This is a genomic window from Streptomyces sp. NPDC049915 (assembly GCF_040656475.1).
GTDB lineage: Bacteria > Actinomycetota > Actinomycetes > Streptomycetales > Streptomycetaceae > Streptomyces.
The window spans coordinates 258,363-280,452 of sequence record NZ_JBFAMH010000010.1 but is presented as its reverse complement, the minus strand read 5'-3'; the positions used below and the strand labels follow the sequence as shown (position 1 = coordinate 280,452).

Below are 22,090 nucleotides of genomic sequence, written 5' to 3'. Positions count from 1 at the left end.
GTGTCCACTCCTGCTTCCGGCCTGCCCGTCGGGCGAGGCCTGCTCTACCTGATCGTCGCCGGTGCCGCCTGGGGCACCGCCGGCGCGGCCGCCTCGCTGGTCTACCGGACCAGCGACATGAGCGCCGCCACCCTGTCCTACTGGCGCTGCGCCGCCGGACTCGTCCTGCTGCTCGCCGCCCGCCGCTTCAGCCCCCGCCCGGCGGCCGCCGCGACCCCCGGACCGCTGCGCCGCCGGCTGCTGCGGGCCGGGGCCACGGGCGTCGGGCTCGCGGTGTTCCAGACGGCGTACTTCGCCGCCGTCTCCGCCACCGGCCTCGCCGTGGCGACCGTCGTCACGCTCGGCGCCGGCCCCGTCCTCATCGCGCTCGGCGCCCGGCTGACCCTGGGCGAGCGGCTCGGGGGCGGCGGCCTGGCCGCGGTGGCGGGCGCGCTCGCCGGGCTCGGCGTCCTGGTCTTCGGCGGGGGAGCGGCGACGGTACGGCCGTACGGCGTCGGCCTGGCGCTGCTGTCCGCCGCGGGGTACAGCGTGATGACGCTGCTGACCCGCCGGTGGGGGCGGGACGGCGGCGCCGACGCGGCCAGTACGTCCGTCGGGGCGTTCACGGTGACCAGCCTGTGCCTGCTGCCGTTCGCTCTGGCGGACGGCCTGATCCCGCACTCCGCCGACCCCGTGCGGACGGTGTGGCTGCTGGCGTACATCGCCGCTGTCCCGACCGCCCTGGCGTACGCCCTGTACTTCGCGGGAGCCGCGGTGGTCCGGTCGGCGACGGTGTCCGTGATCATGCTGCTGGAGCCGGTGAGCGCGGCGGTGCTCGCCGTGGCCCTCCTCGGCGAACGGCTCACGGCAGCGACGTGCGCCGGTACGGTCCTGATGCTGGCCTCGGTCACCGGGCTGGCGCTGACGGAGGCACGGACGCCGGCGCCGGCGTAGGGCGGGCGGCTCAGGCGCTCCGCCTGCGCAGCAGGTGCTCCCGCGCCGCCGCGTCCCGCGGACCGCCGCGGTCGGCGAGCCCGGCCGCGATCCGCTCCTGCGTCCCGGCCGGGCGGTGACCGGCGTACTTGAACTTCGCGCGTACGCCCGTCACCTCCAGCCGGATGCCGCGGATCCCGGACAGCAGCCGCCCGTACGGCGCCTCGCCGACCGCCGCCCGCGCCGAGCCGCCCTCCGGCTGGAAATGGCCGACCTGCCGGTTGAGCAGCTCCGCCTTCGCGGCCGGGTCGTCCACGACGTGGGCGCGGCAGCGCAGCTGGACGGCCGCGTAGAAGCTGGTCGGCGTACCGTGCTCGGGCGGGGCGTCGGCCGGCGCCTGCCAGGGGCCGGGGACGAACACGTAGTCGTCCACGACGCCCAGCACCACTTCCGGGTCGGCCTCCAGGGCCGCCCACAGCGGATTGGGGCGGGCCAGGTGGGTGATCGCCTCGCCGCGGTCGGCATCGTACGCGAAGTGAAGCGGCTGTACGAACGGGGGTTCGCCGGGCGGGCCGTTGACGGCGAGCTGGCCGAAGTCGTGGGCGGCGAGCCAGGTCTGCCACTCCGCGTCGTCGTGCGGTGCGTCCCAGGGATGGATCAGCATCACAGCACCGCCAGGTAGTCCGGCAGCCCGGTACCGGGGGTGAGCTGCGGGTCGGCGACCGGGGTGTCGTAGACCTTGCGCACGGGGACCACGCCGGCCCAGTGCGGGAGGGACAGGTCCTCCGGCTCGTCGTTGACGCCGCCGGTGCGCAGCTTGGCGGAGACCTCGTTCAGGTCGAGGCGGATCACGGCGGTGGCGGCCAGTTCCTTCTTGTTGGCCGGCCGGGAGTCGGCGGCGCGGCCCGGCACGACGTGGTCGACCAGCGCGTCGAGGGCGAGCCGCTTCTCCTCCGGGTCGGTGACGTGGTGGGCGACGCCGTGCACCACGACGGAGCGGTAGTTGATCGAGTGGTGGAAGGCGGAGCGGGCCAGCACCAGCCCGTCGACGTGGGTGACGGTCAGGCACACCGCGAGCCCCGGGTCGGCCTGGCCGGCCATCCGCAGCGGGCGCGAGCCGGTCGAGCCGTGCACGTAGAGCCGGTCGCCGACCCGGCCGTAGAGGGTGGGCAGGACCACGGGCGCGCCGTCGCGGACGAAGCCGAGGTGGCAGACGTAGCCCTCGTCAAGTATCGCGTGCACCAGTTCCGCGTCGTAGCGGGCGCGTTCGGCGGAGCGGGTGGGGACGGTGCGGTCGGTCGGGGTGTAGGCGGTGGCCGGTGTGGCGGGGGTCCCCTGCATGGCGCTCTCCCTGAGGTGGCGTCGTCGTACTGGCGATTTGTATTGCACTAGTGCATAATCTTGTTTGTGCTAGGAGAATATCGGATCAGAGGGCGGCGTGCAGCAGAGATCGCCGCCGATGTCGAGCGCGCGGTGGCCGCCGGGGCGCTGACGCCGGGCGAACTCCTGCCTCCCATGCGGGAGTTGGCGGTACGGCTCGGCGTGAACCCGAACACGGTCGCGGCCGCCTACCGCACCCTGCGCGAGCGCGGAGTCATCGAGACCGCCGGTCGGCGCGGCAGCCGGGTGCGGCCCCGGCCGGCCACGACCGGGCGCGAGTACATCGGCGTGGACATCCCCGAGGGGGTGCGGGACCTGACCAACGGCAACCCGGATCCGGCGCTGCTGCCTCCGCTCGGCCCCGCCTTCGCCGCGGCCGCCACCCAGGGCGACCGGGAGCCGGTGCTCTACGGCGCCGCGCCCGTCGAGCCGGAGCTGGAGTCGCCGGCGCGGGACGCGCTGCGCGCCGACGGGGTCCCGGACGGGCCGCTGGCCGTCTGCTCCGGCTCGCTGGACGCCGTCGAGCGGGTGCTCGCGGCCCATCTCAAGCCCGGGGACACCGTCGCCGTCGAGGACCCCGGGTGGGGCAGCCTCCTGGACCTCGTCCCGGCGCTGGGACTGCGCACCGCGCCGGTCCGCGTCGACGACGAGGGGCCGCTGCCCGACGACGTGTGCGGTGCCCTGGCGTCCGGCGCCCGCGCGGTGATCGTCACCGACCGCGCGCAGAACCCCACGGGCGCCGCGGTGAGCGCCGCACGCGCGCGTGCCCTGCGGGTGGTGCTGCGCGAACATCCCCAGACGCTGCTCATCGAGGACGACCACGGGCACGCGATCGTCGACCTGCCCCTGCATCCGCTCGCCGGGATCACCCGGCACTGGGCCTTCGTCCGCTCGGCCGCCAAGGCCTACGGCCCCGACCTGCGACTCGCCGTGCTCACCGGCGACGACATCACCCTCGGCCGGGTGCGCGGGCGGCAGCGGCTGGGGCCCGGCTGGGTCAGCCGGATCACGCAGCGGGCGGTGGCCCGGCTGTGGGCCGAGGGCGCGGTGGACGTGCCGGCCGTGGCGCGCGCGTACGGCCGCCGCCGGGACGCGCTGATCGGCGCGCTCGCCGAGCGGGGCGTGCGCGCACACGGGCGCAGCGGGCTGAACGTGTGGATCCCCGTCCCCGACGAGACCGGCGCCGTCGCCCGGCTCCTTCAGGACGGCTGGGCGGTCGCACCCGGCGCGCGGTTCCGGATGGGCGCGGCGCCGGGCATCCGCGTCACGGTCTCCACCCTGCCCGAAGGGGAGGCCGCCGCACTGGCGACGGCGATCGCCACGGCTCTGGGGGCGGGCGGAGTGGGGCGGCCGGTGTAGGGCGGACGGGAACTGTCAGGGGCGCTGTGATTGCGCTTCAGCGCTTCGAGCGTGCCTGCGTCAGCGCCGCTCCCGCCAGCACGATCGCCGCACCCACCGGGGTGGACCAGTGCAGGGACTCGTCCAGCAGGGCGACGCCCGCCGCCGTGGCGATGACCGGGATGAAGTACGTGACCATCTGGGCGGTCGTCGGGCCGACCTCGGCGACCAGGCCGTACTGGATCAGGACCGCCAAGCCCGTGCCGAGGGCTCCCAGGGCCGCGACCGCGAGCAGGGGGAGCGCGACGACGTGGGTCGGCAGGGTGGTGAACAGCGGGGTGATGACGGCCAGTTGCACCGTGGCCAGCAGCAACTGGGCGCCGGTCAGCGAGAGGTTGGAGTGACTGCTGCCGGCCAGCGTGCGTCGGACGTAGATCCAGCCGACCGGGTAGCTGAAGGACGCCAGCAGGGCCAGCGCCGTGCCCTTGGCGTCCAGGCCGCTGAAGCCCTGCCAGGCGCCGAGGACGGTCAGCACGCCGAGGAAGCCGATGCCGAGACCCGCCACCCGCAGCCGCGTCGGGCGGTCCTCGGACAGCGCGATCAGCGACAGCGCCATGCCCCACAGCGGTGACGTGGCGTTGCAGATGCCGGCCAGTGTGGACGGGATCGTCAGCTCCGCGTAGGCGAAGAGGGAGAAGGGCAGCGCGTTGAGCAGGAACGCGGCGACCGTCAGATGCGCCCAGGTGCGCGGCCCGCGCGGGAGGCGCTCCCGCTTCACCGCCATCGCAACGGCCAGCACCGCCGTACCGAACACCAGCCGGCCCAGGGTGACCTGGAAGGGGGCGTAGCCCTGCGTGCCGACCTTGATGAGCAGAAAGCTGAAGCCCCAGATCAGCGACAGCGCGGCGAAGCGCAGCCGCCAGCCGAGGCGGGGGGAGCGGGGGTCGGGGGTGCCGGTGCGCGACCGGGGGCGGGTGACGGAGGCGGTGCTCATGCAGGTAACCATGCGGCACGGCGATCTCGTAGCACAATCGAGAATTGTCACCCGGTACCTCGTAGCATTGCTAAGCCGTTGTCCGTCGTCGAAGGAGCCCCCTCTTGCTGAACCTCGAGCGCCTGCGCACCCTCGACGCCGTCGCCCGGCACGGCTCCGTCAGCGGCGCCGCCGAGGGCCTGCACATCACCACCTCGGCCGTGTCCCAGCAGCTGGCCAAGCTGGAGCGCGAGGTCGGCCAGCAACTGCTCGCCAAGCACGGGCGCGGCGTCCGGCTCACCGACGCCGGGCGACTGCTCGCGGAGCACGCCGCGCGCATCCTCTCCCAGGTGCAGCTCGCCCAGTCCGACCTGGAGGCGCAGCGCGGCCAGGTCGCCGGCGAGCTGCGGCTGTCGGCGTTCCCGACGGCCGCGCGCGGTCTGTTCCCCGCCGCCCTCGCCGCGCTGCGCACCGAGCATCCCGCGCTGCGGATCCGCTCCTGCGAGCTGGAACCCGAGGCCGGCATCCGGGCCGTGGTGCGCGGCGACCTCGACCTCGCCGTCGTCCTCGACTGGTACAACAAGCCGATGCCGCTGCCCGACGGGCTGGTCAAGGCGTCCATCCTGGACGACCCCGCCGACGTGGCCATGCCCGCCGGGCATCCGCTGGCCGACCGCGCCGAGGTCGACCTCGCCGAGTTCGCCGAGGACGAGTGGATCACCTGGGCCGAGGGCGAGTTCTGCCACGAGTGGCTGATGTACACGCTGCGCTCGCGCGGCGTCGAGCCGATCGTCGGCCACCGCGCCGGCGAGACGCACACCCAGCTCGGCCTGGTCGCCGCCGGCCTCGGCGTGTGCATCGCGCCGCTGCTCGGACGGCACCCCGTGCCCGAGGGCGTCGTGACGGTGCCGCTCAAGCAACGCGTCCGCCGCCATGTGTACGTCGTCTGGCGCGCGGACGCCGACCGCCGCCCCTCGATCCGCGCGGCGGTCGCGGCCCTGCGGGCGGCGGCCGAGCACATGGAGGGCGGGGCGACGGGCGGCTGAGAGACGGGGCGGCTACTGCGGGCCGAGCTTGCGGAAATCCCAGGAGACGACCTTCTCCGGGAGGAGCCTGAGCCAGGCGTGGCGGCCGTCGTGCGGCAGCGTGTCCAGGTCGAAGTACTTGCGTGCGAACCGCGTCTCCACGGCGTCCAGTTCGGCGCACAGCTCCCCGCTGCGCGGCACCTCGCCCACCGTCTCCACGGCGCCGGACAGCTCGACGCCGCGCAGCTCGCCGTACTCCTCACCGGTGTCGACCGCGACCGCCACGCGCGGATCGCGGCGCAGGTCGGCCCAGCGTCTGCTGCGCACCACCGAGTACAGCCACAGTGCCGTGCCGTCCCACAGGAACCACAGGGCGCTCACATGCGGGGCGCCGTCGGCAGACACCGTGCCGACCCGGCAGGTGCGCTGCCCGGCGAGGAACGCGTCCAGCTCTCCGGGCGTCATCATGATCTTCCGGCCCCGGCGCTGTGCGGCGGTCATCCGGCCCCCTCCGCTGTCCGACGTGACGTCGGGAATCATGGGTCGTCCCCCCGCGCCGCGCAATGGCTCCCTCCACCGAGGCCGAGCGTCACGCGAGGGTGATGTCGGTGCCGCTGACGGCGATCCGCACCTCCGGCAGCGGCCGGGTCGCCGGGGACTTCTTCACACTGCCGTCGGCGATGGAGAACTCGCTGTGGTGGCAGGGGCAGCTGATGACGCCGTCCCGCACACCGCTCACCGCGCAGCCCTGGTGGGTGCACTTCGACGAGAACGCCTTGAACGAGCCCGCCGTCGGCTGGGTCACCACCACCTGGTGCTCGGGAAGGATCTTCCCGCCGCCCTCGGGAATGTCCGAGGTCTTCGCCAGCACGGTCCCCGACGCGGCGGCCTTGGTGCCGCCGTCGCCCGAGCCGCACGCGCTCAGCGCGACCGAGGCCCCGGTCACGCCCACCGCGGCGACGACGGTACGGCGGGTGGGGCCCGAGGGGGCCTGGAGCGATTCGCTGGTCATGCCGACATCCCTTCGCCGAAAGCCTGAAGATCTGCCACCCAGTACGGCGCCGGGGGACCGGCGGTTCACCGCGGGGCCCCAAGTAACCTGGGGCGATGCTCAAGGAAGTCACCGCGACCCGCTACATCACGCCCCTGCGGGAGGGCGGCTCGCTGCCGGGACTCGTCGAGGCCGACGACTTCGGGACGTACGTCCTGAAGTTCACCGGGGCCGGGCAGGGGCGCAAGACGCTCGTCGCCGAGGTCGTGTGCGGGGAACTGGCCCGCCGGCTGGGCTTCCGCGTGCCGCGCCTGGTCGCCCTCCACCTCGATCCGGTGCTGGGCCTCGGCGAACCGGACGCCGAGGTGCAGGGGCTGCTGCGCTCCAGCGGCGGCACCAACCTCGGCATGGACTTCCTCTCCGGCGCGCTCGGCTTCGACCCCCTCGCCTTCGCGGTCACGCCCGAGGAGGCGGGGCGGATCGTCTGGTTCGACGCGCTGATCAACAACGTCGACCGGTCCTGGCGCAACCCCAACCTGCTCGTGCGGCGGGGCGAACTGTGGCTCATCGACCACGGCGCCACCATGATCTGGCACCACAACTGGCCCGGCGCCGAGACCTCCGTCGCGCGCCCCTACGACGCCGGCGACCACGCCCTGCGCAGCTTCGCCCCCGATCTCGCGGGCGCCGCCGCCGAGCTGGCACCGCTCATCACCGAGGACCTGCTCGCCGAGGTCACCGCCGAGGTGCCCGACGCCTGGCTGACCGGCGAGCCCGGCTTCGACCACCCCGACGACCTGCGCCGGGCCTACGTCCGCCCGCTGCTGGCCCGGGCCGCCGTCATCCACGAGCGCATCACAGGGATCGAGGGGGAGAAGTGAGCGAGCAGCACATCCAGGTGGCCGGCGGGCTCGCCGAGCGCCACATCACCCGGGCCGGACAGGGCGGCGGGCGGGACGTCTACGAGTACGCCCTGCTGCGGGTCGTGCCGCGGATCGAGCGCGGGGAGTGCATCAACGCCGGCGTCCTGGTCTACTGCCGCGCCCGGGGCTACGTCGGTGCCCGTACCCACCTCGACGAGGCGCGGCTGCTCGCCCTGGACCCCGAGGCGGACGTGACCGGCGTGCGGGCGGCGCTGCGGGCCGTGGAGGAGGTCTGCGGGGGCGGAACCGGCGCGGGCCAGGCCGCCGGTGACGACGCCGGGCGCCGCTTCCGCTGGCTGATCGCGCCGCGCTCCACGGTGGTCCAGCCGGGCCCGGTGCACACCGGCCTCACCATGGACCCGGCGGCGGAGCCGGAACGACTGCTGGACCTGCTGGTGCGCTGACCCGGCGGGGTGTCCCCGGGCCGGCGGGCCGGGCTCTGCCCGCCCGGTACGAGGCAGTCGCGCGCTACCGCCGGTGACCTGAGCGCCGCCCTGGCCGTACCGGCTTGGACGACCGCGCGTCCGCCCACGCCACCGGGTCCTGCGCGCCGCCTCAGCCGCGGCGCCGCTTCACCACGTACCCGGTGGCCAGGACAGCGCCGGTGACGAAGGTCAGGCCGATCGCGATGTCCCACTCCGTGGGCCCGGCGGTGGAGCCACCGCCCACGCCGCCCTGCACGCCCCGCGTCGGGACGAGGGGAGCAGGTGTGACCGGCGCGGGTGTGACCGGCCGCGAGGTGGAGGATGTGAAGCCATCGGACCGCCGCGGCAGCGCCTCGCAGGCGATGCCGTCGTCCGGGCCCTGGTCCTCGTCGAGCCGGTTCGGATCGCTGCGGTCGGCGTCGAAGACGGCCTGGGCGTCCTCCTGGAAGCTGAAGTCGCGGCAGTCCAGGTCCTGCGCATGAGCGGGGTCGGCCAGCGGCACGAGCGCGGCTATCGCGATCAGGGTACCGACGGCTCCGGTGCTGCGGCGCATGAAGCGCCTCCTTTCCGGGCACGGTTGGCTCGCGCTTCGACGCTAGGGGCGCGGCGCGCCGACGGCGCGCGGCCGTCGGCCGATCGGGTGTTCCGGCGCGCGGGCACAGGCAGCGGATCAGGTAATGGATCACACACCGCCGGTGTGCCGTTGACACCGGGTGCCAACACTTCTAGCGTCAGGCCCTGAGAAGGTACTAAGCGGTCGCTCACCTGACGGGCGTACCGTAGGAGCAACACTGAGCCTGCAGGCGTTCAGGTTTTCTCGAGGGCGAGGAGAAACAGCAATGTCCACCACTGACCAGCGGGTCGCCGTAGTCACCGGTGCCGCGCGCGGCATCGGCGCCGCCACCGCCGTACGACTGGCTGCCGAAGGCCGTGCCGTCGCGGTGATCGACCTCGACGAGGCCGCCTGCAAGGACACCGTCGAGAAGATCACCGCGGCGGGCGGCAAGGCCATCGCCGTCGGCGCGGACGTCTCGGACGAGGCGCAGGTCGAGGCGGCGATCGCGCGCGTCGTCGAGGAGCTCGGCGCGCCGACGATCCTGGTCAACAACGCGGGCGTGCTGCGCGACAACCTGCTGTTCAAGATGAGCGTCGCCGACTGGGACACCGTCATGAACGTGCACCTGCGCGGCTCCTTCCTGATGTCCCGCGCGGTGCAGAAGCACATGGTCGACGCCGGCTTCGGCCGGATCGTGAACCTGTCGTCGTCCTCCGCGCTCGGCAACCGCGGCCAGGTCAACTACTCCGCCGCCAAGGCCGGCCTGCAGGGCTTCACCAAGACCCTCGCCAAGGAGCTCGGCAAGTTCGGCATCACCGCCAACGCCGTCGCCCCCGGCTTCATCGCCACCGAGATGACCAAGGCCACCGCCGACCGCGTCGGCATGGGCTTCGAGGACTTCAAGGCCGCCGCCGCCACCCAGATCCCGGTGGCGCGCGTCGGCGAGCCCGAGGACATCGCCAACGCCGTCGCCTTCTTCACGGGCGACGCGGCCGGCTTCGTCTCCGGCCAGGTTCTGTACGTCGCCGGCGGACCGCTCAACTAAGGGGCAGTGCACATGACTTCCGTGGAACTCCCCGAGCCCTCGGGCAAGGTCGCCCTTGTCACCGGCGCCAGCCGCGGCATCGGCTACGGCATCGCCGAGGCGCTCGTCGCCCGCGGTGACCGGGTCTGCATCACCGGCCGCAACGAGGAGGCCCTGAAGGAGGCCGTCGAGCGACTCGGCGCCGACCGGGCCATCGGCGTCGCCGGCAAGGCCCACGACGAGGCCCACCAGGCCGAGGCCGTCGAGCGCACGATGGAGGCCTTCGGCCGCGTCGACCACCTGATCAACAACGCCGGCACCAACCCGGTCTTCGGCCCGATCGCCGACCTCGACCTGAACGTGGCCCGCAAGGTCTTCGAGACCAACGTGGTCTCGGCGCTCGGCTTCGCCCAGCGCACCTGGCACGCCTGGCAGAAGGACAACGGCGGCGCGATCGTCAACATCGCCTCCGTCGCGGGCCTCGCCCCCTCACCGTTCATCGGCGCGTACGGCATCAGCAAGGCCGCGATGGTCAACCTGACCATCCAGCTTGCGCACGAGTTCGCGCCGAAGGTACGGGTCAACGCGATCGCCCCGGCCGTGGTGAAGACCAAGTTCGCCGAGGCCCTGTACGAGGGCCGCGAGGAGGAGGCCGCGGCCGCCTACCCGCTCAAGCGGCTGGGCGTGCCCTCCGACATCGGCGGGGCGGCCGAGTTCCTCACCTCGGCGCAGTCCGACTGGATCACCGGCCAGACCCTCGTGGTCGACGGCGGTCTGTTCCTGAACGCCGGCGTCGCCTGACGCCCGGCACGCCCGTATGACGATTCGGGCGCCGTTACCGCCGCACTCTTGACGGAAACGGCGCCCGTGTACGCAAAGGGGCGTGTTCCGGGGCCTTTGACAACGCTGTCATCAACAGTGTGTTCACATGACGAACGAACCAGGCTCAACACCCGTCGCACTGCGGTATGGTCTGCCGACCCTTGGCATGGCAGATCGAGGAGCGTGCGCGTGTTCAACCGGAACCGATGCCTGCGGCAAGTGGCGGCGATCGCTTCCATAACGTCCCTGATGTCCGGCTGCGGCCTGCTGTCCGGGGACGATTCCAAGGACGCGGGACCCATCGTCGTAGGCACCACGAGCGCCCCCAGCACCCTCGACCCGGCCGCGTCCTGGGACGGCTCGTGGGAGCTGTTCCGGAACATCTACCAGACGCTGCTCGCTTACCCGAACGGCGCGACCACGCCCCAGCCGGACGCCGCCGAGCAGTGCTCGTTCACCGACAGCTCCAACCGCACCTACCGGTGCCGGCTGCGGTCAGGGATGAAGTTCGCCGACGGCGACACCCTGGACGCCAAGGCGGTCGCCTACTCCATCGAGCGCATCCGCCGGATCAACGTGCCCGGCGGACCCGCAGGACTCCTCGGCAGTCTGCAGAGCGTCGAGGCCACCGGCGCGGACGAGGTGGTCTTCCACCTCAACAAGTCCGACGCCACCTTCCCGTTCGTGCTGGCCACCCCGGCGATGTCGATCGTCGACCCGGACGACTACCCGGCCGACAAGCTGCGCGAGGACGGCAAGGTCTTCGGTTCCGGCCCCTACACCCTCGCCTCCTACGAGGAGGACAAGGAGGCCCGGCTCGAGCGCAACGAGAACTACCAGGGGTACGCCCAGCGCAAGAACAACGCGGTGACGATCCGTTACTTCCAGGACTCCGCCGTCATGGTCAAGGCGCTGCGCGACAAGCAGATCGACGTCACCTACCGCGGTCTCGCCGCCGACGACATCGTCGCCCTGCAGCGCAAGGAGAGCGCGCCGGGCCTGCAGCTGGTCGAGAGCACCGGCGCGGACATCAACTACCTGGTGTTCAACCCCAAGGACAAGTGGGCCGGCAAGGCCGCCGTGCGCCGGGCCGTCGCCCAGGTCGTCGACCGCGGGGCCATCGCGCACAAGATCTACAAGGACACCGTCGACCCGCTCTACTCCATGGTCCCCAAGGGCCTCACCGGTCACACCACCGGTTTCTTCGACGACTTCGGCGAGCCCGACACCGCCAAGGCCCGCAAGATCCTGTCCGAGGCGAACATCTCCACGCCCATCCCGCTCACCCTCTGGTACACCACCGACCGCTACGGCTCCGAGACCGCCCTGGAGTTCCAGGAGCTCAAGCGGCAGCTCGACGAGTCCGGCCTGTTCACCATCACGCTGAAGAGCCGGCCCTGGAAGACCTACGTCGAGGGCTACCAGAAGGGCGAGTACCCGGTCTTCGGGCGCGGCTGGTTCCCGGACTTCCCGGACCCGGAGAACTTCATCGCCCCGTTCGTCGGCGACCAGAACGCCCTCGGTACGCCTTACCCGCAGCCCGAGATCACCGGCATCCTGCTGCCCCGCTCCCGCCGCGAGAGCGACCGGGCCAACGTGGTGAAGGACTTCGAGGAGGCCCAGCGGATCATGGTCGAGGACGCCCGGCTGCTGCCGCTGTGGCAGGGCAAGCAGTACCTGGCCGCCAGCGAGGACATCGCCGGCCCGGAACGGGCGCTGGACCCGTCGACGATCATGATGATGTGGGAGCTGTCCCGCAAGACCAGCTGGTAGGGACCGTCCGGGCGGTGTTGTCAGTGGGTGCCGGTAGGTTCTGAAGTCAGGAAGCGACCGCACGAACCTTGAGGACGTTGACGTGACCGACACCGCCATGCTGCCCGAGTCCTGGCGCGGGGTTCTGGGTGAGGAACTGCAGCAGCCCTACTTCAAGGAGCTGATGGAGTTCGTCGAGGAGGAGCGGGCGAACGGTCCCGTGTACCCGCCGCGCGAGCAGGTCTTCGCCGCGCTGGAGGCCACGCCGTACGACCAGGTGAAGGTCCTGATCCTGGGTCAGGACCCCTACCACGGCGAGGGCCAGGGACACGGCCTGTGCTTCTCGGTGCGGCCGGGGGTGAAGATCCCGCCCTCCCTGCGCAACATCTACAAGGAGATGAACGCCGAACTGGGCACGCCCGTCCCGGACAACGGCTATCTGATGCCCTGGGCCCGGCAGGGTGTGCTGTTGCTCAACGCGGTGCTGACGGTGCGCGGCGGCGAGGCCAACTCCCACAAGGGGCGCGGCTGGGAGAAGTTCACCGACGCGGTGATCCGCGCGGTGGCCGACCGCCCCGACCCGGCGGTGTTCGTCCTGTGGGGCAACTACGCGCAGAAGAAGCTCCCGCTGATCGACGAGAGCCGGCACGCGGTGGTCAAGGGCGCGCACCCCTCCCCGCTGTCGGCGAAGAAGTTCTTCGGCTCCCGCCCGTTCACCCAGATCAACGAAGCGGTGGCCCGCCAGGGCCACACGCCGATCGACTGGACCGTGCCGAACCTGGGCTGAGCCACCCGCCGGGCCGGTTCCCCGAGGGCCGGCCGGCCCGGCGCCCCGCCGGCAGGCAGGGTCTGGGTGACGCGCTGGCAGGCAGGGCCCGGGTGCCGCGCGAGTGCGATCGTTCCGGTACCGCCCGGGAGTGATCGTCCGGTGCCGCCGGAGCGTGCTCGTCCCGGTGCCGCCTGAGCGGGATTGTCAGTGTCTGCCGTTAGCGTCGGGGCATAGCAGCAGGACGGGCCGACGGAGGGCGACGCGGTGGCGGAGCGACAGGAGCAGACGGCGTCGGACGCCGTACTGACGCGGATCGGGCAGGTGGTGATGCTGCTCCACGGCGGAGACCGCGAGGAGGCACGGCACCGTTTCCTCGGCCTGTGGGCGGAGCTCGGGGAGGACGGCGACCCGCTGCACCGCTGCACCCTCGCCCACTACCTGGCCGACACCCAGGACGACCCCTTCGACGAACTCGCCTGGGACCTCAGGGCGCTGACGGCCGCCGAGGAACTGACCAGCGACCGGCTCGACCGGCTCGAGGGGGCGCCCGCGGCCCGGGCGCTGTATCCCTCGCTCCATCTGAACCTCGCGGCCGACTACGTCCGCCTCGGCCGGCCCGACGACGCCCGCAGCCACCTCGCCCGTGCCCGTCTCGCCTCCGACGCCCTCGCCGACGACGGCTACGGCGACGGAGTGCGGGCAGCGATCCGGCGGATGGAGCTGCGGCTGGGGGAGTGAGACGGGCGCCGGCGGTCTCCTGCGGGCGGGGCCCGGGCTCAGCGGCCGTACGTCTGCTTGCAGATCCGTGCCTCCGGGCTGTCCGGGCGCCAGCCCCCGTACTGCGCGCCCAGGGCGCACACCTCGGCGTTCCGGCGTGCGACATCGGCGGGAACGTCGGGGACCTTCGCGCGACGGTCCTGCGGCCGCCGGTGTTCGGGCGGGGAGGCGTGGAGCGGCGTCTGCTGGTGGCGGTCTTGGGGCCCCGGCGCCGGGGGTTCAGCGTGCGCCGGGCGGCGGGGCTGCGGTGGCTTCACCGGCTCCGAGTGGCGGGACGGCCCGACCCTCTCCAGCGCCTCGCGGGCCGGCGCCCGCACGATCCGCTGCTCCGTGGCGCCGTCCTGCCGTGGGACGGACGGCGACGGGGAGCGAGTCGAGGAGACCGGCGGCCCCGACGCGGGTGGACGCTGGACCGTCACACAGCCGGAGAGGGCCGAGATGGCCACGGTGACCAGGAGCGTTGCGGTGGTCGTCGTTCGATGCACCCGCGTCACTCTGCTGGCTTCGCGCCGCGGAAGGGCGGCGGACAAGCGCAGGATGCCCCGCACGGGTGATCTCCCGCCCCGTACGGGGGTTCCGCCCGCGTCCCGGCTGACGTCAGTGGCCCGTGGCGCCGTCGATCCGCTCCCGGATCAGGTCGGCGTGGCCGTTGTGGCGGGCGTACTCCTCGATCATGTGCGTGTAGATCCAGCGCAGGCTGACGGACCCCCCGCCGCCGTGTTTGGTGGTGCCCTTCGACAGGTCGTCCAGGGCGAAACCCGCTGCGTGGCGCCGGGCGGCCTCGATCTCCGACTGCCAGGTGGCGTACGCCTCCTGCCAGGTGTCGGCCTCGGTCAGATGGAACTCGCCGTCCGGGTCCTCGTCGCTGAACCAGATCGGTCCGGCGCCGTCGTCGGCGAGCACCTTGCGGAACCAGATCCGCTCGACCTCCGCCATGTGCCGCACCAGCCCCATGAGGGAGAGCTCGGACGGCTCCACGGCCGCGGTCCTGAGCTGGGCGTCCGTCAGGTCCTCGCACTTCACTGCGAGCGTGCGGCGGTGGTACTCCAGCCAGCCCTCCAGCATGGTGCGTTCGTCGGCGTCGGCTGCGGGGATGTGGCGCTGCGTTGTCATGCCCGCATCCTCGTGCAGGCGGGCGGGGGCGGGCCAGCGGATTTTCAGCTGCCGAGCATGCCCGCCAGCAGCTCCCGCAGGCTTTGCCGTACCGCCGCGAGGGGTGGGGTCTCGTAGGCGCCGGCCACGCAGGAGAACATCAGCCCGTCCGCCCAGGCCACCAGCGACAGCGCATGACGGTCCGGGTCCGGCGAGCCCAGGGCGGTGACCAAGGCGGTCAGCTGGTCGCGGAAGCGGGCGCCGGTGGTGTCGTAGGACGTGCGCAGCTCGGGGCGGCGGGTGGCCTCCAGGGCCAGTTCGTAGCGGGCGAGCGTCAGGTCGCGGTTGCGGGTCAGGGCGCGGTGCAGGGCCAGGGCCAGGGCGTCCACGACCGGGTCGGTGCCCCCGCTCGGCTCGGGCATCTCGTGCAGCGCCAGCACCCGGGCCTCGCGCTCGGCCAGGCGTCGCACCGCCAGCTCCAGCAGTGCCTGCCGGGTCCGCGCCACGTTGGACGTCGACCCCTGCGGCAGGCCGGCCGTCTCGTCGACCGCCCGGTGGGTCAGCCCGCGCATCCCCCGCTCGGCGAGCAGGGCCAGGGCGGTGTCGGCGACAAGGTCGGCGCGGGAGGCGCCGGAGGTGACGGACATGGAGGTCACGCTACCCGGGCCACTACGGCTGTAGTATCGTCGACGCATACTACAGATGTAGTTGCGTCAGGAGGAGCCATGAGCCACGCACCACGCGCAGTCGTCATCGGCGGCGGCATCGGCGGGCTGACCGCGGCCGTCGGCCTGCACCAGCGGGGCGTCCGCGTCACCGTCCTGGAGCGGGCTCGCACCCTGGAACCGGTCGGTGCGGCCATCTCGCTGGCACCCAACTCCCTGCGCGCGCTGGACGTCATCGGCCTCGGCGACGAGATCCGTGACCTCGCCGCCTGGCAGGGGGACGGCGGGCTGCGCACCCCGAGCGGCCGCTGGCTGTCACGCTCCGACGCGGACGCCACCGCCGCGCGCTTCGGCGGCCCTCTGGTGCTGCTGCACCGCGCCACCCTCGTCGACCGCCTTGCCGCGCTGCTCCCGCCCGGCACCGTGCGCACCGCCGCCGAGGCCGCCGTCACCGACCCCGGCGACGCGCACCGCCCGGCCGTCGTGCGCACCGCCGCCGGCGACCTGGAGGCCGACCTGGTGGTGGCCGCCGACGGCATCCGCTCCGCCGTACGCCGCACGCTCTTCCCCGACCACCCCGGAACCGTCTACTCCGGGTTCACCACCTGGCGGGTCGTCATCCCGCTGCCCGGCGTCGCCTTCGCCTCGCACGAGACCTGGGGCCGGGGCAGTATCTGGGGCACCCACCCGCTCAAGGACGGCCGCGTCTACGCCTACGCCGCCGCCACGACCCCGGCCGGCGGACGCGCCCCCGACGACGAGCGGGCCGAACTCCTGCGCCGCTTCGGCGACTGGCACGACCCGATCCCCGCCGTCCTCGCCGCCGTCCGCCCCGAGGACGTGCTGCGCCACGACGTCCACCACATCGCCGAACCCCTCCCGGCCTACCACCACGGCCGCGTCGCCCTCCTCGGCGACGCCGCGCACGCCATGCCGCCCACCCTCGGCCAGGGCGGCAACCAGGCCGTCGAGGACGCCGTCGTGCTCGCCCACCACTGTGACGACCTTGCCGCCTACACCGCCGCCCGGCTGCCGCGTACGACGGCGATCGCCCGGCAGGCGGTGAAGGTCGCGCGCCTCAACCTCACCACCGGCAGGGCCCTGATCGCCGTACGGAACACGGTGATCGCCTCCCTTTCGAAGGCGGGACCCGCGCTGCTCCTGCGGAGTTTCGACGGGATCGCCGACTGGCGGCCACCGCAGGACCCGTATGCTGCCGTGAAGTCAGCACCGGACGCGAGGTGAGGGAGCCCTAAGTGAAGGTCGGCGTCATCGGACTCGGCGACATCGCGCAGAAGGCGTACCTGCCGGTGCTCGCCTTCCAGCCCGGTGTGGAGCTGCACCTGCAGACCCGCACCCCGGCGACGCTGGACCGGGTCGCCGGCAGCCTGCACCTGCCCGCGGCGCAGCGCCACCGCGACCTGGACGCGCTGCTCGCCCAGGACCTGGACGCCGCGTTCGTGCACGCACCCACCTCCGCGCACCCCGAGATCGTCACCCGGCTGCTCCAGGCGGGCGTCCCGACGTACGTCGACAAGCCGCTCGCCTATGAACTCGCCGACTCCACACGGCTGGTGGAGCTGGCCGAGCAGCGCGGCGTGTCGCTCACCGTCGGCTTCAACCGGCGTTTCGCACCCGGGTACGCGCAGTGCCTGGAGCACCCGCGCGAGCTGATCCTGATGCAGAAGAACCGGATCGGGCTGCCGGAGGAGCCGCGCAGCATGGTCCTGGACGACTTCATCCACGTCGTGGACACCCTGCGCTTCCTGGTGCCCGGGCAGGTCGACGACGTCACCGTGCGGGCCCGCGTCGAGGACGGGCTGCTGCACCACGTCGTGCTCCAGCTCGCCGGCGACGGCTTCACCGCGCTCGGTGTGATGAACCGGCTCAGCGGTTCCAACGAGGAGATCCTGGAGGTGTCCGGGCAGGACACCAAGCGCCAGGTCGTCAACCTCGCCGAGACGATCGACCACAAGGGCCAGCCCACCGTGCGCCGGCGCGGCGACTGGGTGCCGGTGGCCCGGCAGCGCGGCATCGAACAGGCCGTGCTCGCCTTCCTCGACGCCGTGCGCGCGGGCCGGCCGCTCACCGCCCGTGACGCACTGGAGACTCACGAACTGTGCGAGCGGGTGGTACGTGCGGTGCGGGAGCGCTCCGGCGCAGCCTGACCGCGCGCACGCCCTCCGCCAGACCCAGCGCCGCCAGCACCAGCACCGCCACGTCCACCGGCCAGTCGCCGTAGCGGACGTACGGCGTGACCCCGTCGGCGAGCGGCACCTCGTACACCGCGGCCCCGCTCGCGCTCGTGCCCAGCCAGGAGCCCACGCGCCGGCCGCCCGGGCCGTACACCGCCGACACACCGGTGAGCGTGGCGTGCACCATCGGCCGGCCCGTCTCCGCGGAGCGCAGCGCGGCGAGCGAGGCGTGCTGCTCCGGCGCCCAGCTGTGCTGGAACGACGACGTCGACGACTGGCCGACCAGCACGTCCACGCCGTCCTGGGCGAGCCGTCGGCTCATGTCCGGGAATGCCGTCTCGAAGCACACCAGCGGGCCGACGCGCAGCCCGTGCCCGGCGTTCATCACGACCTGCTCGCTGCCGCGCCGACGGTCCTCGCCGGCCGCCTTGCCGACGGAGGTCGCCCAGCCGAGCAGCGAGCGCGCGGGGATGTACTCGCCGAACGGCACGAGCCGCATCTTGTCGTAGCGGTCCCCGGTGAGCCCGTTCGGTCCCACCAGCACCGAACTCTTGTATATCCCGGGCTGGTCGGAGCGCCGCGCGTCCACGTTGACCAGGATGTCGGCGCCCGTCTCCCGCGACAGCGCCGCGATGCGCCGGGCGAGGTCGGGCCGCGCGGCCAGGTCGACGCCGACGCTGCTCTCGCCCCACACGACCAGGTCGACGCCCTGCCCGGCCAGCTGCCGGGTCAGCCGCTCCTCGACGGCGAACCGCCGGTCGCCGCTGTCGGTGCCGTCCACGACCCCTGGCTGGACGACGGCGATGCGCGCCTGTCCGTCCACGTGCGGGCGCGGCGACCACACCCAGGCCGCCGAGGTCGCCGCCGCCGTGGCGACCAGCCCGGCCACGGCGGGCACCCGCGACTCCCGCACCGCCAGCAGTACGGCCGCCGCCACGTTGACGGCCACCACCAGGAAGCTGAGCAGCCACACCCCGCCCACCGAAGCGAGCCGCAGCGCCGGCCCCACCTGCCACTGACTGGCGCCGAGCATGCCCCACGGCCCGCCGAGCCCCTGCCAGGACCGCACCAGTTCCACCATCAGCCACGCCGACGGCAGCACCAGCAGCGCCGCCGCGACCCGGCCGCGGGAGGGCACACCGGCCAGGAAGCGGTGCACCAGCCACGCCCAGGGCGCCCACAGCGCGCCCAGCAGGGCGGCCAGGACCAGTGTGAACACATGCAGGTCCGGCAGCAGCCAGTGGTGCATGCCCAGCATGAAGCCGAACCCGCCGCACCAGCCGTCGTACGCCGCCCGCCGCTGGGTCGGGGCGCCGCGCGCGAGCAGGATCCACGGGACGAGGGCGACATACGCGAACCACCAGGCGGCGGGCGCCGGGAACGCGAGCACGGGCAGGGCGCCGGCCAGCGCACCGAGGGCCGCGCGCCGCCAGGGGGAGGCGAGCCAACTGCTGAACGTCTTCATATGCCGCCCTCCTACCCGGTGGGGGCTCCAGTGTGCGCGCCCCGGGCGATCCGGTGACAGAGGACCACGGATCAGCCGTCGGTGCGCCGCCATTTCTCCTGGACGGCCACCCGGTGCAACCGCCAGCCGTCGTCCGTGCGGAGCACGCCGAACACATACCGGCCGCCGCACACGAAGTCCGGCGCGCTGGGCGCATCCTGGGTTCCGGCCCGGCGCATCGGATTGATGTAGTCGGCCCGCATCTCGGCGGTGTCACCGGCCGCCTGGTCCAGGACGCCGAAGCGCAGCCGGCGGTTGACGATGAGGTGCTGCCGCATCGCGAACGGCCGCGTGCTCTCGGCGAACCACGCGGCGACCTGTTCCACGTCCCCCTCGACACCGCCGGCCGAGCGGTGGTCGGCCCGCCCGTCCGGCGTGAACAGCGCGCGATACGCCGCCCAGTCGCCGTCGTCGACCGCCGCCGCGTAGTCCGTGATCAGGGCGTCGACGGCGAGGCGGTCTCTTACCGTGGCGAATTCCACACGCTGCGTCATCGACCCAGTGTTGGTCATTGGCGCGGACCCCGCCAAGGGGTGCGCGGCACTCTTGGCCCACGGCGCGGATATTTCGGTGGCCGTCCGGCCCGGGGAGGGAGAGCCTTGCGTCCGTGAATGATCAGAACACCTCAGCCGAACCCCGATTCCGCATCCGCGCCCGGTACACGGACACCACGGTCACCGTCTACCAGGCCTACCGCCCGCAGATCGGCCTCCCGGCGGCCCGTGCCGGGCGCTTTCCGTCCAGTTGGAAGCGGGAGCGCATGACGTGGATCAAGCCGTCGTTCCTGTGGATGATGTACCGCTGCGGCTGGGGGACGAAGGAGGACCAGGAGACCGTCCTCGCCGTCGAGATCACCCGCGAGGGATTCGAGTGGGCGCTGCGCCACGCGTGCCTGTCGCACCATGTGCCCGAACTGCACGGTGACCGGGACGCCTGGAAGCGGGAGTTGAGGCAGGCGCCGACGCGGGTGCAGTGGGATCCGGAACGCGACCTGCACTTCACGGCGCTGCCGCATCGCTCGCTGCAACTGGGACTCGGCGGGCAGGCCGCGGCCCGGTACGCCGACGAGTGGATCGTCGGCATCGAGGACGTGACGCCGCTGGCCACCGAGATCCACGCGCACGTGTCGGCGGGGGAGCTCGACGCCGCGTCCGCGAAGCTGCCGGTGGAGCGGCCGTACCCGGTCGACGGGGACGTGGTGGGGCACCTGTGCGCCTAGAGTGATCGATGATCGATCACATGTCCTTCAGGGGTAGTCATGGCGCATCCGCTCACCGTTGTCACCGGCGGCAGCCGCGGTATCGGCGCCGCGACCTGCCTCAGGCTCGCCTCCGACGGGCACGACGTGGCGGTGGGGTACGTACGGGACGCGGGGGCCGCCGAGCGGGTCGTGGAGGGCATCCGCGCCCTCGGGCGGCGCGGTGTCGCGGTGCGGGTGGACACGTCCGTGGAGACGGACGTCGATCACCTCTTCGCCACCGTGGAAGCGGAGTTGGGCCAGGTGACGGGGCTGGTGAACAACGCCGGGGTCACCGGGCCGCTCGGCCGGCTCGCCGACACCGGCACCGCGGATCTGCGGCGGGTGGTCGAGGTGAACCTGCTGGGCGTGCTGTTGTGCGCGCGCCGCGCCGCCCAGCTGATGACGGAGCGGGGAAGCGGGGCGATCGTGAACGTGTCGTCGGCCGCCGCGACGCTCGGCAGCCCCGGTGACTATGTCCACTACGCCGCCACCAAGGCGGCCGTGGACGCCCTCACCCTGGGGCTGGCCAAGGAACTGGGCCCGGACGGCATCCGGGTCAACGCCGTCGCGCCCGGCATGATCGACACCGAGATGCACGCCGCGATGGGCGACCCGGGGCGGGCGCACCGCGCGGCCGCCGCGATTCCGCTGCGCCGCCCCGGCCGGGCGGAGGAGATCGCCGCGGCCATCGCCTGGCTGCTGTCCCCGGACGCCGCGTACACCTCGGGCGCTGTGCTGCGGGTGTCGGGCGGGCGGTGAGGCGGGCGTGCTGTGGGTGTCGGGCGGGCGGTGAGGCGGGCGTGCTGTGGGTGTCGGGCGGGCGGTGAGGCGGGGGCGGGCGGTCCGGATCAGGCGTGGGGGGTGGTCTGACGCGCCCTCGGCGGGCGCGGCGGTCCCTTACGCCGCCTCGACGACCTCGGCTCGCATCGCCGCGGCCCACTGCACCACCAGCGACTCGTACTCCTCGCGCTCCTGCACCGACAGGGTGCCGCCCGCGCGCAGCCACAGCGCGCGGATCTCCTCGTTCACGTCGGCGGCGGAGCGCACGGAACCAGACGTCATGGAATCGGGGGACATGTGCCTCAGCCTAGGGGCAAGAACTGACACTGCGCTACCGATTGGCTACGCAACCCGTAGGGAGTCGGTCACGAACCGGCCCACGACGGGCGGGCCCCGCCGTCAGTCGATCCAGACCACGACACACAGCCCCCGGCGCGCGGCACCGTCGTAGAACTCCCGCAGCGCGGCGAACTGTTCGCCGAGGTGAGCGCCCACGTCACCGCTGAAGCTCTCCAGATGACCGCACAGCGCCGCGGCCTCGGCGGCGTCGCCCGGCAGGCCGGCGAGCACCGCGTCCACGTCCACGTCCCGCAGATCCCGGGCGATCTTCTCGACCTCGGCCGGGTCGAGCACGCGTGGCGGGTCGGTGAAGCCGTCGTAGACCTCGTCGTGGTCCAGGTAGCCGGCGGTCTGGCCGAAGGTGGCCGATACCGCGCGGTCGAGCAGGTCGGCCACGGACGGATCGGCGCCGGTGGCACGGCAGTACGCGGCCAGGCCCCAGTTCGCCCAGCCGGTGTCCAGCAGGTCCGAAGCCGGCGGGTCCCAGCCGGGGGCGGCACCCGGGGAGTCGAGCGCCGACTGCCGGCAGTGTTCCAGGTACTCGGGGGTCACACGGGCGAACTGCTGGGTGAGAGCCATGGGTTCATTCCTCCCCGGTCCGCCGCTCG

Annotated in this window: 27 protein-coding genes; 14 read left to right on the top strand and 13 right to left on the bottom strand. The window is 73.1% G+C overall.

Features of this window, described 5'->3' with window-relative positions:
- Positions 1–933: a DMT family transporter gene (locus tag AB0J12_RS20150; protein ID WP_363265678.1), complete on the top strand. Its 933-nt coding sequence runs from the start codon at positions 1–3 to the stop codon at positions 931–933.
- Positions 934–943: 10 nt separating this feature from the next.
- Here the strand turns inward: AB0J12_RS20150 and AB0J12_RS20145 are convergent, their stop codons facing one another.
- Both AB0J12_RS20145 and AB0J12_RS20140 read right to left on the bottom strand, forming a co-directional pair.
- Positions 944–1,576 (bottom strand): FMN-binding negative transcriptional regulator, encoded by a 633-nt coding sequence (locus tag AB0J12_RS20145; RefSeq protein WP_363265677.1) that lies wholly within the window; start codon positions 1,574–1,576, stop codon positions 944–946.
- Positions 1,576–2,253: a pyridoxamine 5'-phosphate oxidase family protein gene (locus AB0J12_RS20140; RefSeq protein ID WP_363265676.1), complete on the bottom strand. Its 678-nt coding sequence runs from the start codon at positions 2,251–2,253 to the stop codon at positions 1,576–1,578. Before AB0J12_RS20140 ends, AB0J12_RS20145 begins: the two co-directional genes overlap by 1 nt.
- 66 nt (positions 2,254–2,319) lie before the next feature.
- Here AB0J12_RS20140 and AB0J12_RS20135 point away from each other — a divergent pair, with 66 nt between their 5' ends.
- Complete coding sequence (locus AB0J12_RS20135; RefSeq protein ID WP_363265675.1) at positions 2,320–3,651, top strand: aminotransferase class I/II-fold pyridoxal phosphate-dependent enzyme; 1,332 nt, start codon at positions 2,320–2,322, stop codon at positions 3,649–3,651.
- 37 nt (positions 3,652–3,688) lie between these two features.
- On the opposite strand, the gene AB0J12_RS20130 is transcribed toward AB0J12_RS20135, so the two are convergent.
- The gene (locus AB0J12_RS20130; RefSeq protein WP_363265674.1) at positions 3,689–4,624 is read right to left on the bottom strand and encodes a DMT family transporter; all 936 of its coding nucleotides are present in this window, start codon (positions 4,622–4,624) and stop codon (positions 3,689–3,691) included.
- A gap of 104 nt (positions 4,625–4,728) precedes the next feature.
- On the opposite strand from AB0J12_RS20130, the gene AB0J12_RS20125 reads away from it, so the two are divergent.
- Positions 4,729–5,649, top strand: a complete 921-nt coding sequence (locus AB0J12_RS20125) for a LysR family transcriptional regulator (RefSeq protein ID WP_363265673.1) — start codon at positions 4,729–4,731, stop codon at positions 5,647–5,649.
- A gap of 12 nt (positions 5,650–5,661) precedes the next feature.
- On the opposite strand, the gene AB0J12_RS20120 is transcribed toward AB0J12_RS20125, so the two are convergent.
- Both AB0J12_RS20120 and AB0J12_RS20115 read right to left on the bottom strand, forming a co-directional pair.
- Positions 5,662–6,129 (bottom strand): pyridoxamine 5'-phosphate oxidase family protein, encoded by a 468-nt coding sequence (locus AB0J12_RS20120; RefSeq protein WP_363265672.1) that lies wholly within the window; start codon positions 6,127–6,129, stop codon positions 5,662–5,664.
- Between the two features lie 88 nt (positions 6,130–6,217).
- Positions 6,218–6,640, bottom strand: a complete 423-nt coding sequence (locus AB0J12_RS20115; protein ID WP_363265671.1) for a Rieske (2Fe-2S) protein — start codon at positions 6,638–6,640, stop codon at positions 6,218–6,220.
- Positions 6,641–6,735: 95 nt separating this feature from the next.
- On the opposite strand from AB0J12_RS20115, the gene AB0J12_RS20110 reads away from it, so the two are divergent.
- Together AB0J12_RS20110 and AB0J12_RS20105 are read left to right on the top strand one after the other, a co-directional pair.
- Positions 6,736–7,500, top strand: coding sequence for a HipA family kinase (locus AB0J12_RS20110; RefSeq protein WP_363265669.1), 765 nt, complete (start codon positions 6,736–6,738; stop codon positions 7,498–7,500).
- The gene (locus AB0J12_RS20105; protein ID WP_363265667.1) at positions 7,497–7,946 is read left to right on the top strand and encodes a DUF3037 domain-containing protein; all 450 of its coding nucleotides are present in this window, start codon (positions 7,497–7,499) and stop codon (positions 7,944–7,946) included. Before AB0J12_RS20110 ends, AB0J12_RS20105 begins: the two co-directional genes overlap by 4 nt.
- A 151-nt stretch (positions 7,947–8,097) precedes the next feature.
- Here AB0J12_RS20105 and AB0J12_RS20100 read toward each other — a convergent pair whose 3' ends face one another.
- Positions 8,098–8,520, bottom strand: a complete 423-nt coding sequence (locus AB0J12_RS20100) for an excalibur calcium-binding protein (protein ID WP_363265666.1) — start codon at positions 8,518–8,520, stop codon at positions 8,098–8,100.
- Positions 8,521–8,806: 286 nt separating this feature from the next.
- On the opposite strand from AB0J12_RS20100, the gene fabG reads away from it, so the two are divergent.
- The 5 genes from fabG to AB0J12_RS20075 all read left to right on the top strand — a co-directional run bounded on the left by fabG (position 8,807) and on the right by AB0J12_RS20075 (position 13,628).
- On the top strand, positions 8,807–9,568 hold the full coding sequence (gene fabG, locus AB0J12_RS20095) for a 3-oxoacyl-ACP reductase FabG (protein WP_363265665.1): 762 nt from the start codon (positions 8,807–8,809) through the stop codon (positions 9,566–9,568).
- A gap of 12 nt (positions 9,569–9,580) precedes the next feature.
- Entirely contained in the window at positions 9,581–10,348 is a 768-nt protein-coding gene (locus AB0J12_RS20090) for an SDR family oxidoreductase (protein WP_363265663.1), read from the top strand.
- Positions 10,349–10,558: 210 nt separating this feature from the next.
- Positions 10,559–12,142, top strand: a complete 1,584-nt coding sequence (locus tag AB0J12_RS20085) for an ABC transporter substrate-binding protein (protein ID WP_363265662.1) — start codon at positions 10,559–10,561, stop codon at positions 12,140–12,142.
- Positions 12,143–12,224: 82 nt separating this feature from the next.
- Positions 12,225–12,908 (top strand): uracil-DNA glycosylase, encoded by a 684-nt coding sequence (ung, locus tag AB0J12_RS20080; protein ID WP_363265661.1) that lies wholly within the window; start codon positions 12,225–12,227, stop codon positions 12,906–12,908.
- A gap of 246 nt (positions 12,909–13,154) precedes the next feature.
- Positions 13,155–13,628, top strand: coding sequence for a hypothetical protein (locus AB0J12_RS20075; protein ID WP_363265660.1), 474 nt, complete (start codon positions 13,155–13,157; stop codon positions 13,626–13,628).
- A gap of 38 nt (positions 13,629–13,666) precedes the next feature.
- On the opposite strand, the gene AB0J12_RS20070 is transcribed toward AB0J12_RS20075, so the two are convergent.
- From AB0J12_RS20070 to AB0J12_RS20060, 3 genes are all read right to left on the bottom strand, one after another.
- Entirely contained in the window at positions 13,667–14,152 is a 486-nt protein-coding gene (locus tag AB0J12_RS20070; RefSeq protein WP_363265659.1) for a hypothetical protein, read from the bottom strand.
- Positions 14,153–14,264: 112 nt separating this feature from the next.
- On the bottom strand, positions 14,265–14,780 hold the full coding sequence (locus tag AB0J12_RS20065) for a DinB family protein (RefSeq protein WP_363265658.1): 516 nt from the start codon (positions 14,778–14,780) through the stop codon (positions 14,265–14,267).
- Between the two features lie 44 nt (positions 14,781–14,824).
- Positions 14,825–15,406: a TetR family transcriptional regulator C-terminal domain-containing protein gene (locus AB0J12_RS20060; RefSeq protein ID WP_363265657.1), complete on the bottom strand. Its 582-nt coding sequence runs from the start codon at positions 15,404–15,406 to the stop codon at positions 14,825–14,827.
- A gap of 78 nt (positions 15,407–15,484) precedes the next feature.
- Here AB0J12_RS20060 and AB0J12_RS20055 point away from each other — a divergent pair, with 78 nt between their 5' ends.
- Both AB0J12_RS20055 and AB0J12_RS20050 read left to right on the top strand, forming a co-directional pair.
- Entirely contained in the window at positions 15,485–16,669 is a 1,185-nt protein-coding gene (locus AB0J12_RS20055; protein WP_363265656.1) for an FAD-dependent monooxygenase, read from the top strand.
- Positions 16,670–16,680: 11 nt separating this feature from the next.
- Positions 16,681–17,592, top strand: coding sequence for a Gfo/Idh/MocA family oxidoreductase (locus tag AB0J12_RS20050; RefSeq protein ID WP_363265655.1), 912 nt, complete (start codon positions 16,681–16,683; stop codon positions 17,590–17,592).
- Here AB0J12_RS20050 and lnt read toward each other — a convergent pair.
- Positions 17,510–19,084, bottom strand: coding sequence for an apolipoprotein N-acyltransferase (gene lnt, locus AB0J12_RS20045; protein ID WP_363265654.1), 1,575 nt, complete (start codon positions 19,082–19,084; stop codon positions 17,510–17,512). The genes AB0J12_RS20050 and lnt overlap by 83 nt on opposite strands.
- Positions 19,085–19,155: 71 nt before the next feature.
- On the bottom strand, positions 19,156–19,617 hold the full coding sequence (locus AB0J12_RS20040; RefSeq protein ID WP_363265653.1) for a nuclear transport factor 2 family protein: 462 nt from the start codon (positions 19,615–19,617) through the stop codon (positions 19,156–19,158).
- 113 nt (positions 19,618–19,730) lie between these two features.
- On the opposite strand from AB0J12_RS20040, the gene AB0J12_RS20035 reads away from it, so the two are divergent.
- The gene (locus AB0J12_RS20035; RefSeq protein ID WP_363265652.1) at positions 19,731–20,342 is read left to right on the top strand and encodes a DUF4291 domain-containing protein; all 612 of its coding nucleotides are present in this window, start codon (positions 19,731–19,733) and stop codon (positions 20,340–20,342) included.
- A gap of 39 nt (positions 20,343–20,381) precedes the next feature.
- Positions 20,382–21,122, top strand: a complete 741-nt coding sequence (locus AB0J12_RS20030; RefSeq protein WP_363265651.1) for an SDR family oxidoreductase — start codon at positions 20,382–20,384, stop codon at positions 21,120–21,122.
- A 138-nt stretch (positions 21,123–21,260) separates the two neighbouring features.
- Here the strand turns inward: AB0J12_RS20030 and AB0J12_RS20025 are convergent, their stop codons facing one another.
- Together AB0J12_RS20025 and AB0J12_RS20020 are read right to left on the bottom strand one after the other, a co-directional pair.
- Entirely contained in the window at positions 21,261–21,440 is a 180-nt protein-coding gene (locus AB0J12_RS20025; RefSeq protein ID WP_363265650.1) for a hypothetical protein, read from the bottom strand.
- A 102-nt stretch (positions 21,441–21,542) separates the two neighbouring features.
- Positions 21,543–22,061 (bottom strand): DUF1877 family protein, encoded by a 519-nt coding sequence (locus tag AB0J12_RS20020; RefSeq protein ID WP_363265649.1) that lies wholly within the window; start codon positions 22,059–22,061, stop codon positions 21,543–21,545.
- Between the last annotated feature and the right edge of the window lie 29 nt (positions 22,062–22,090).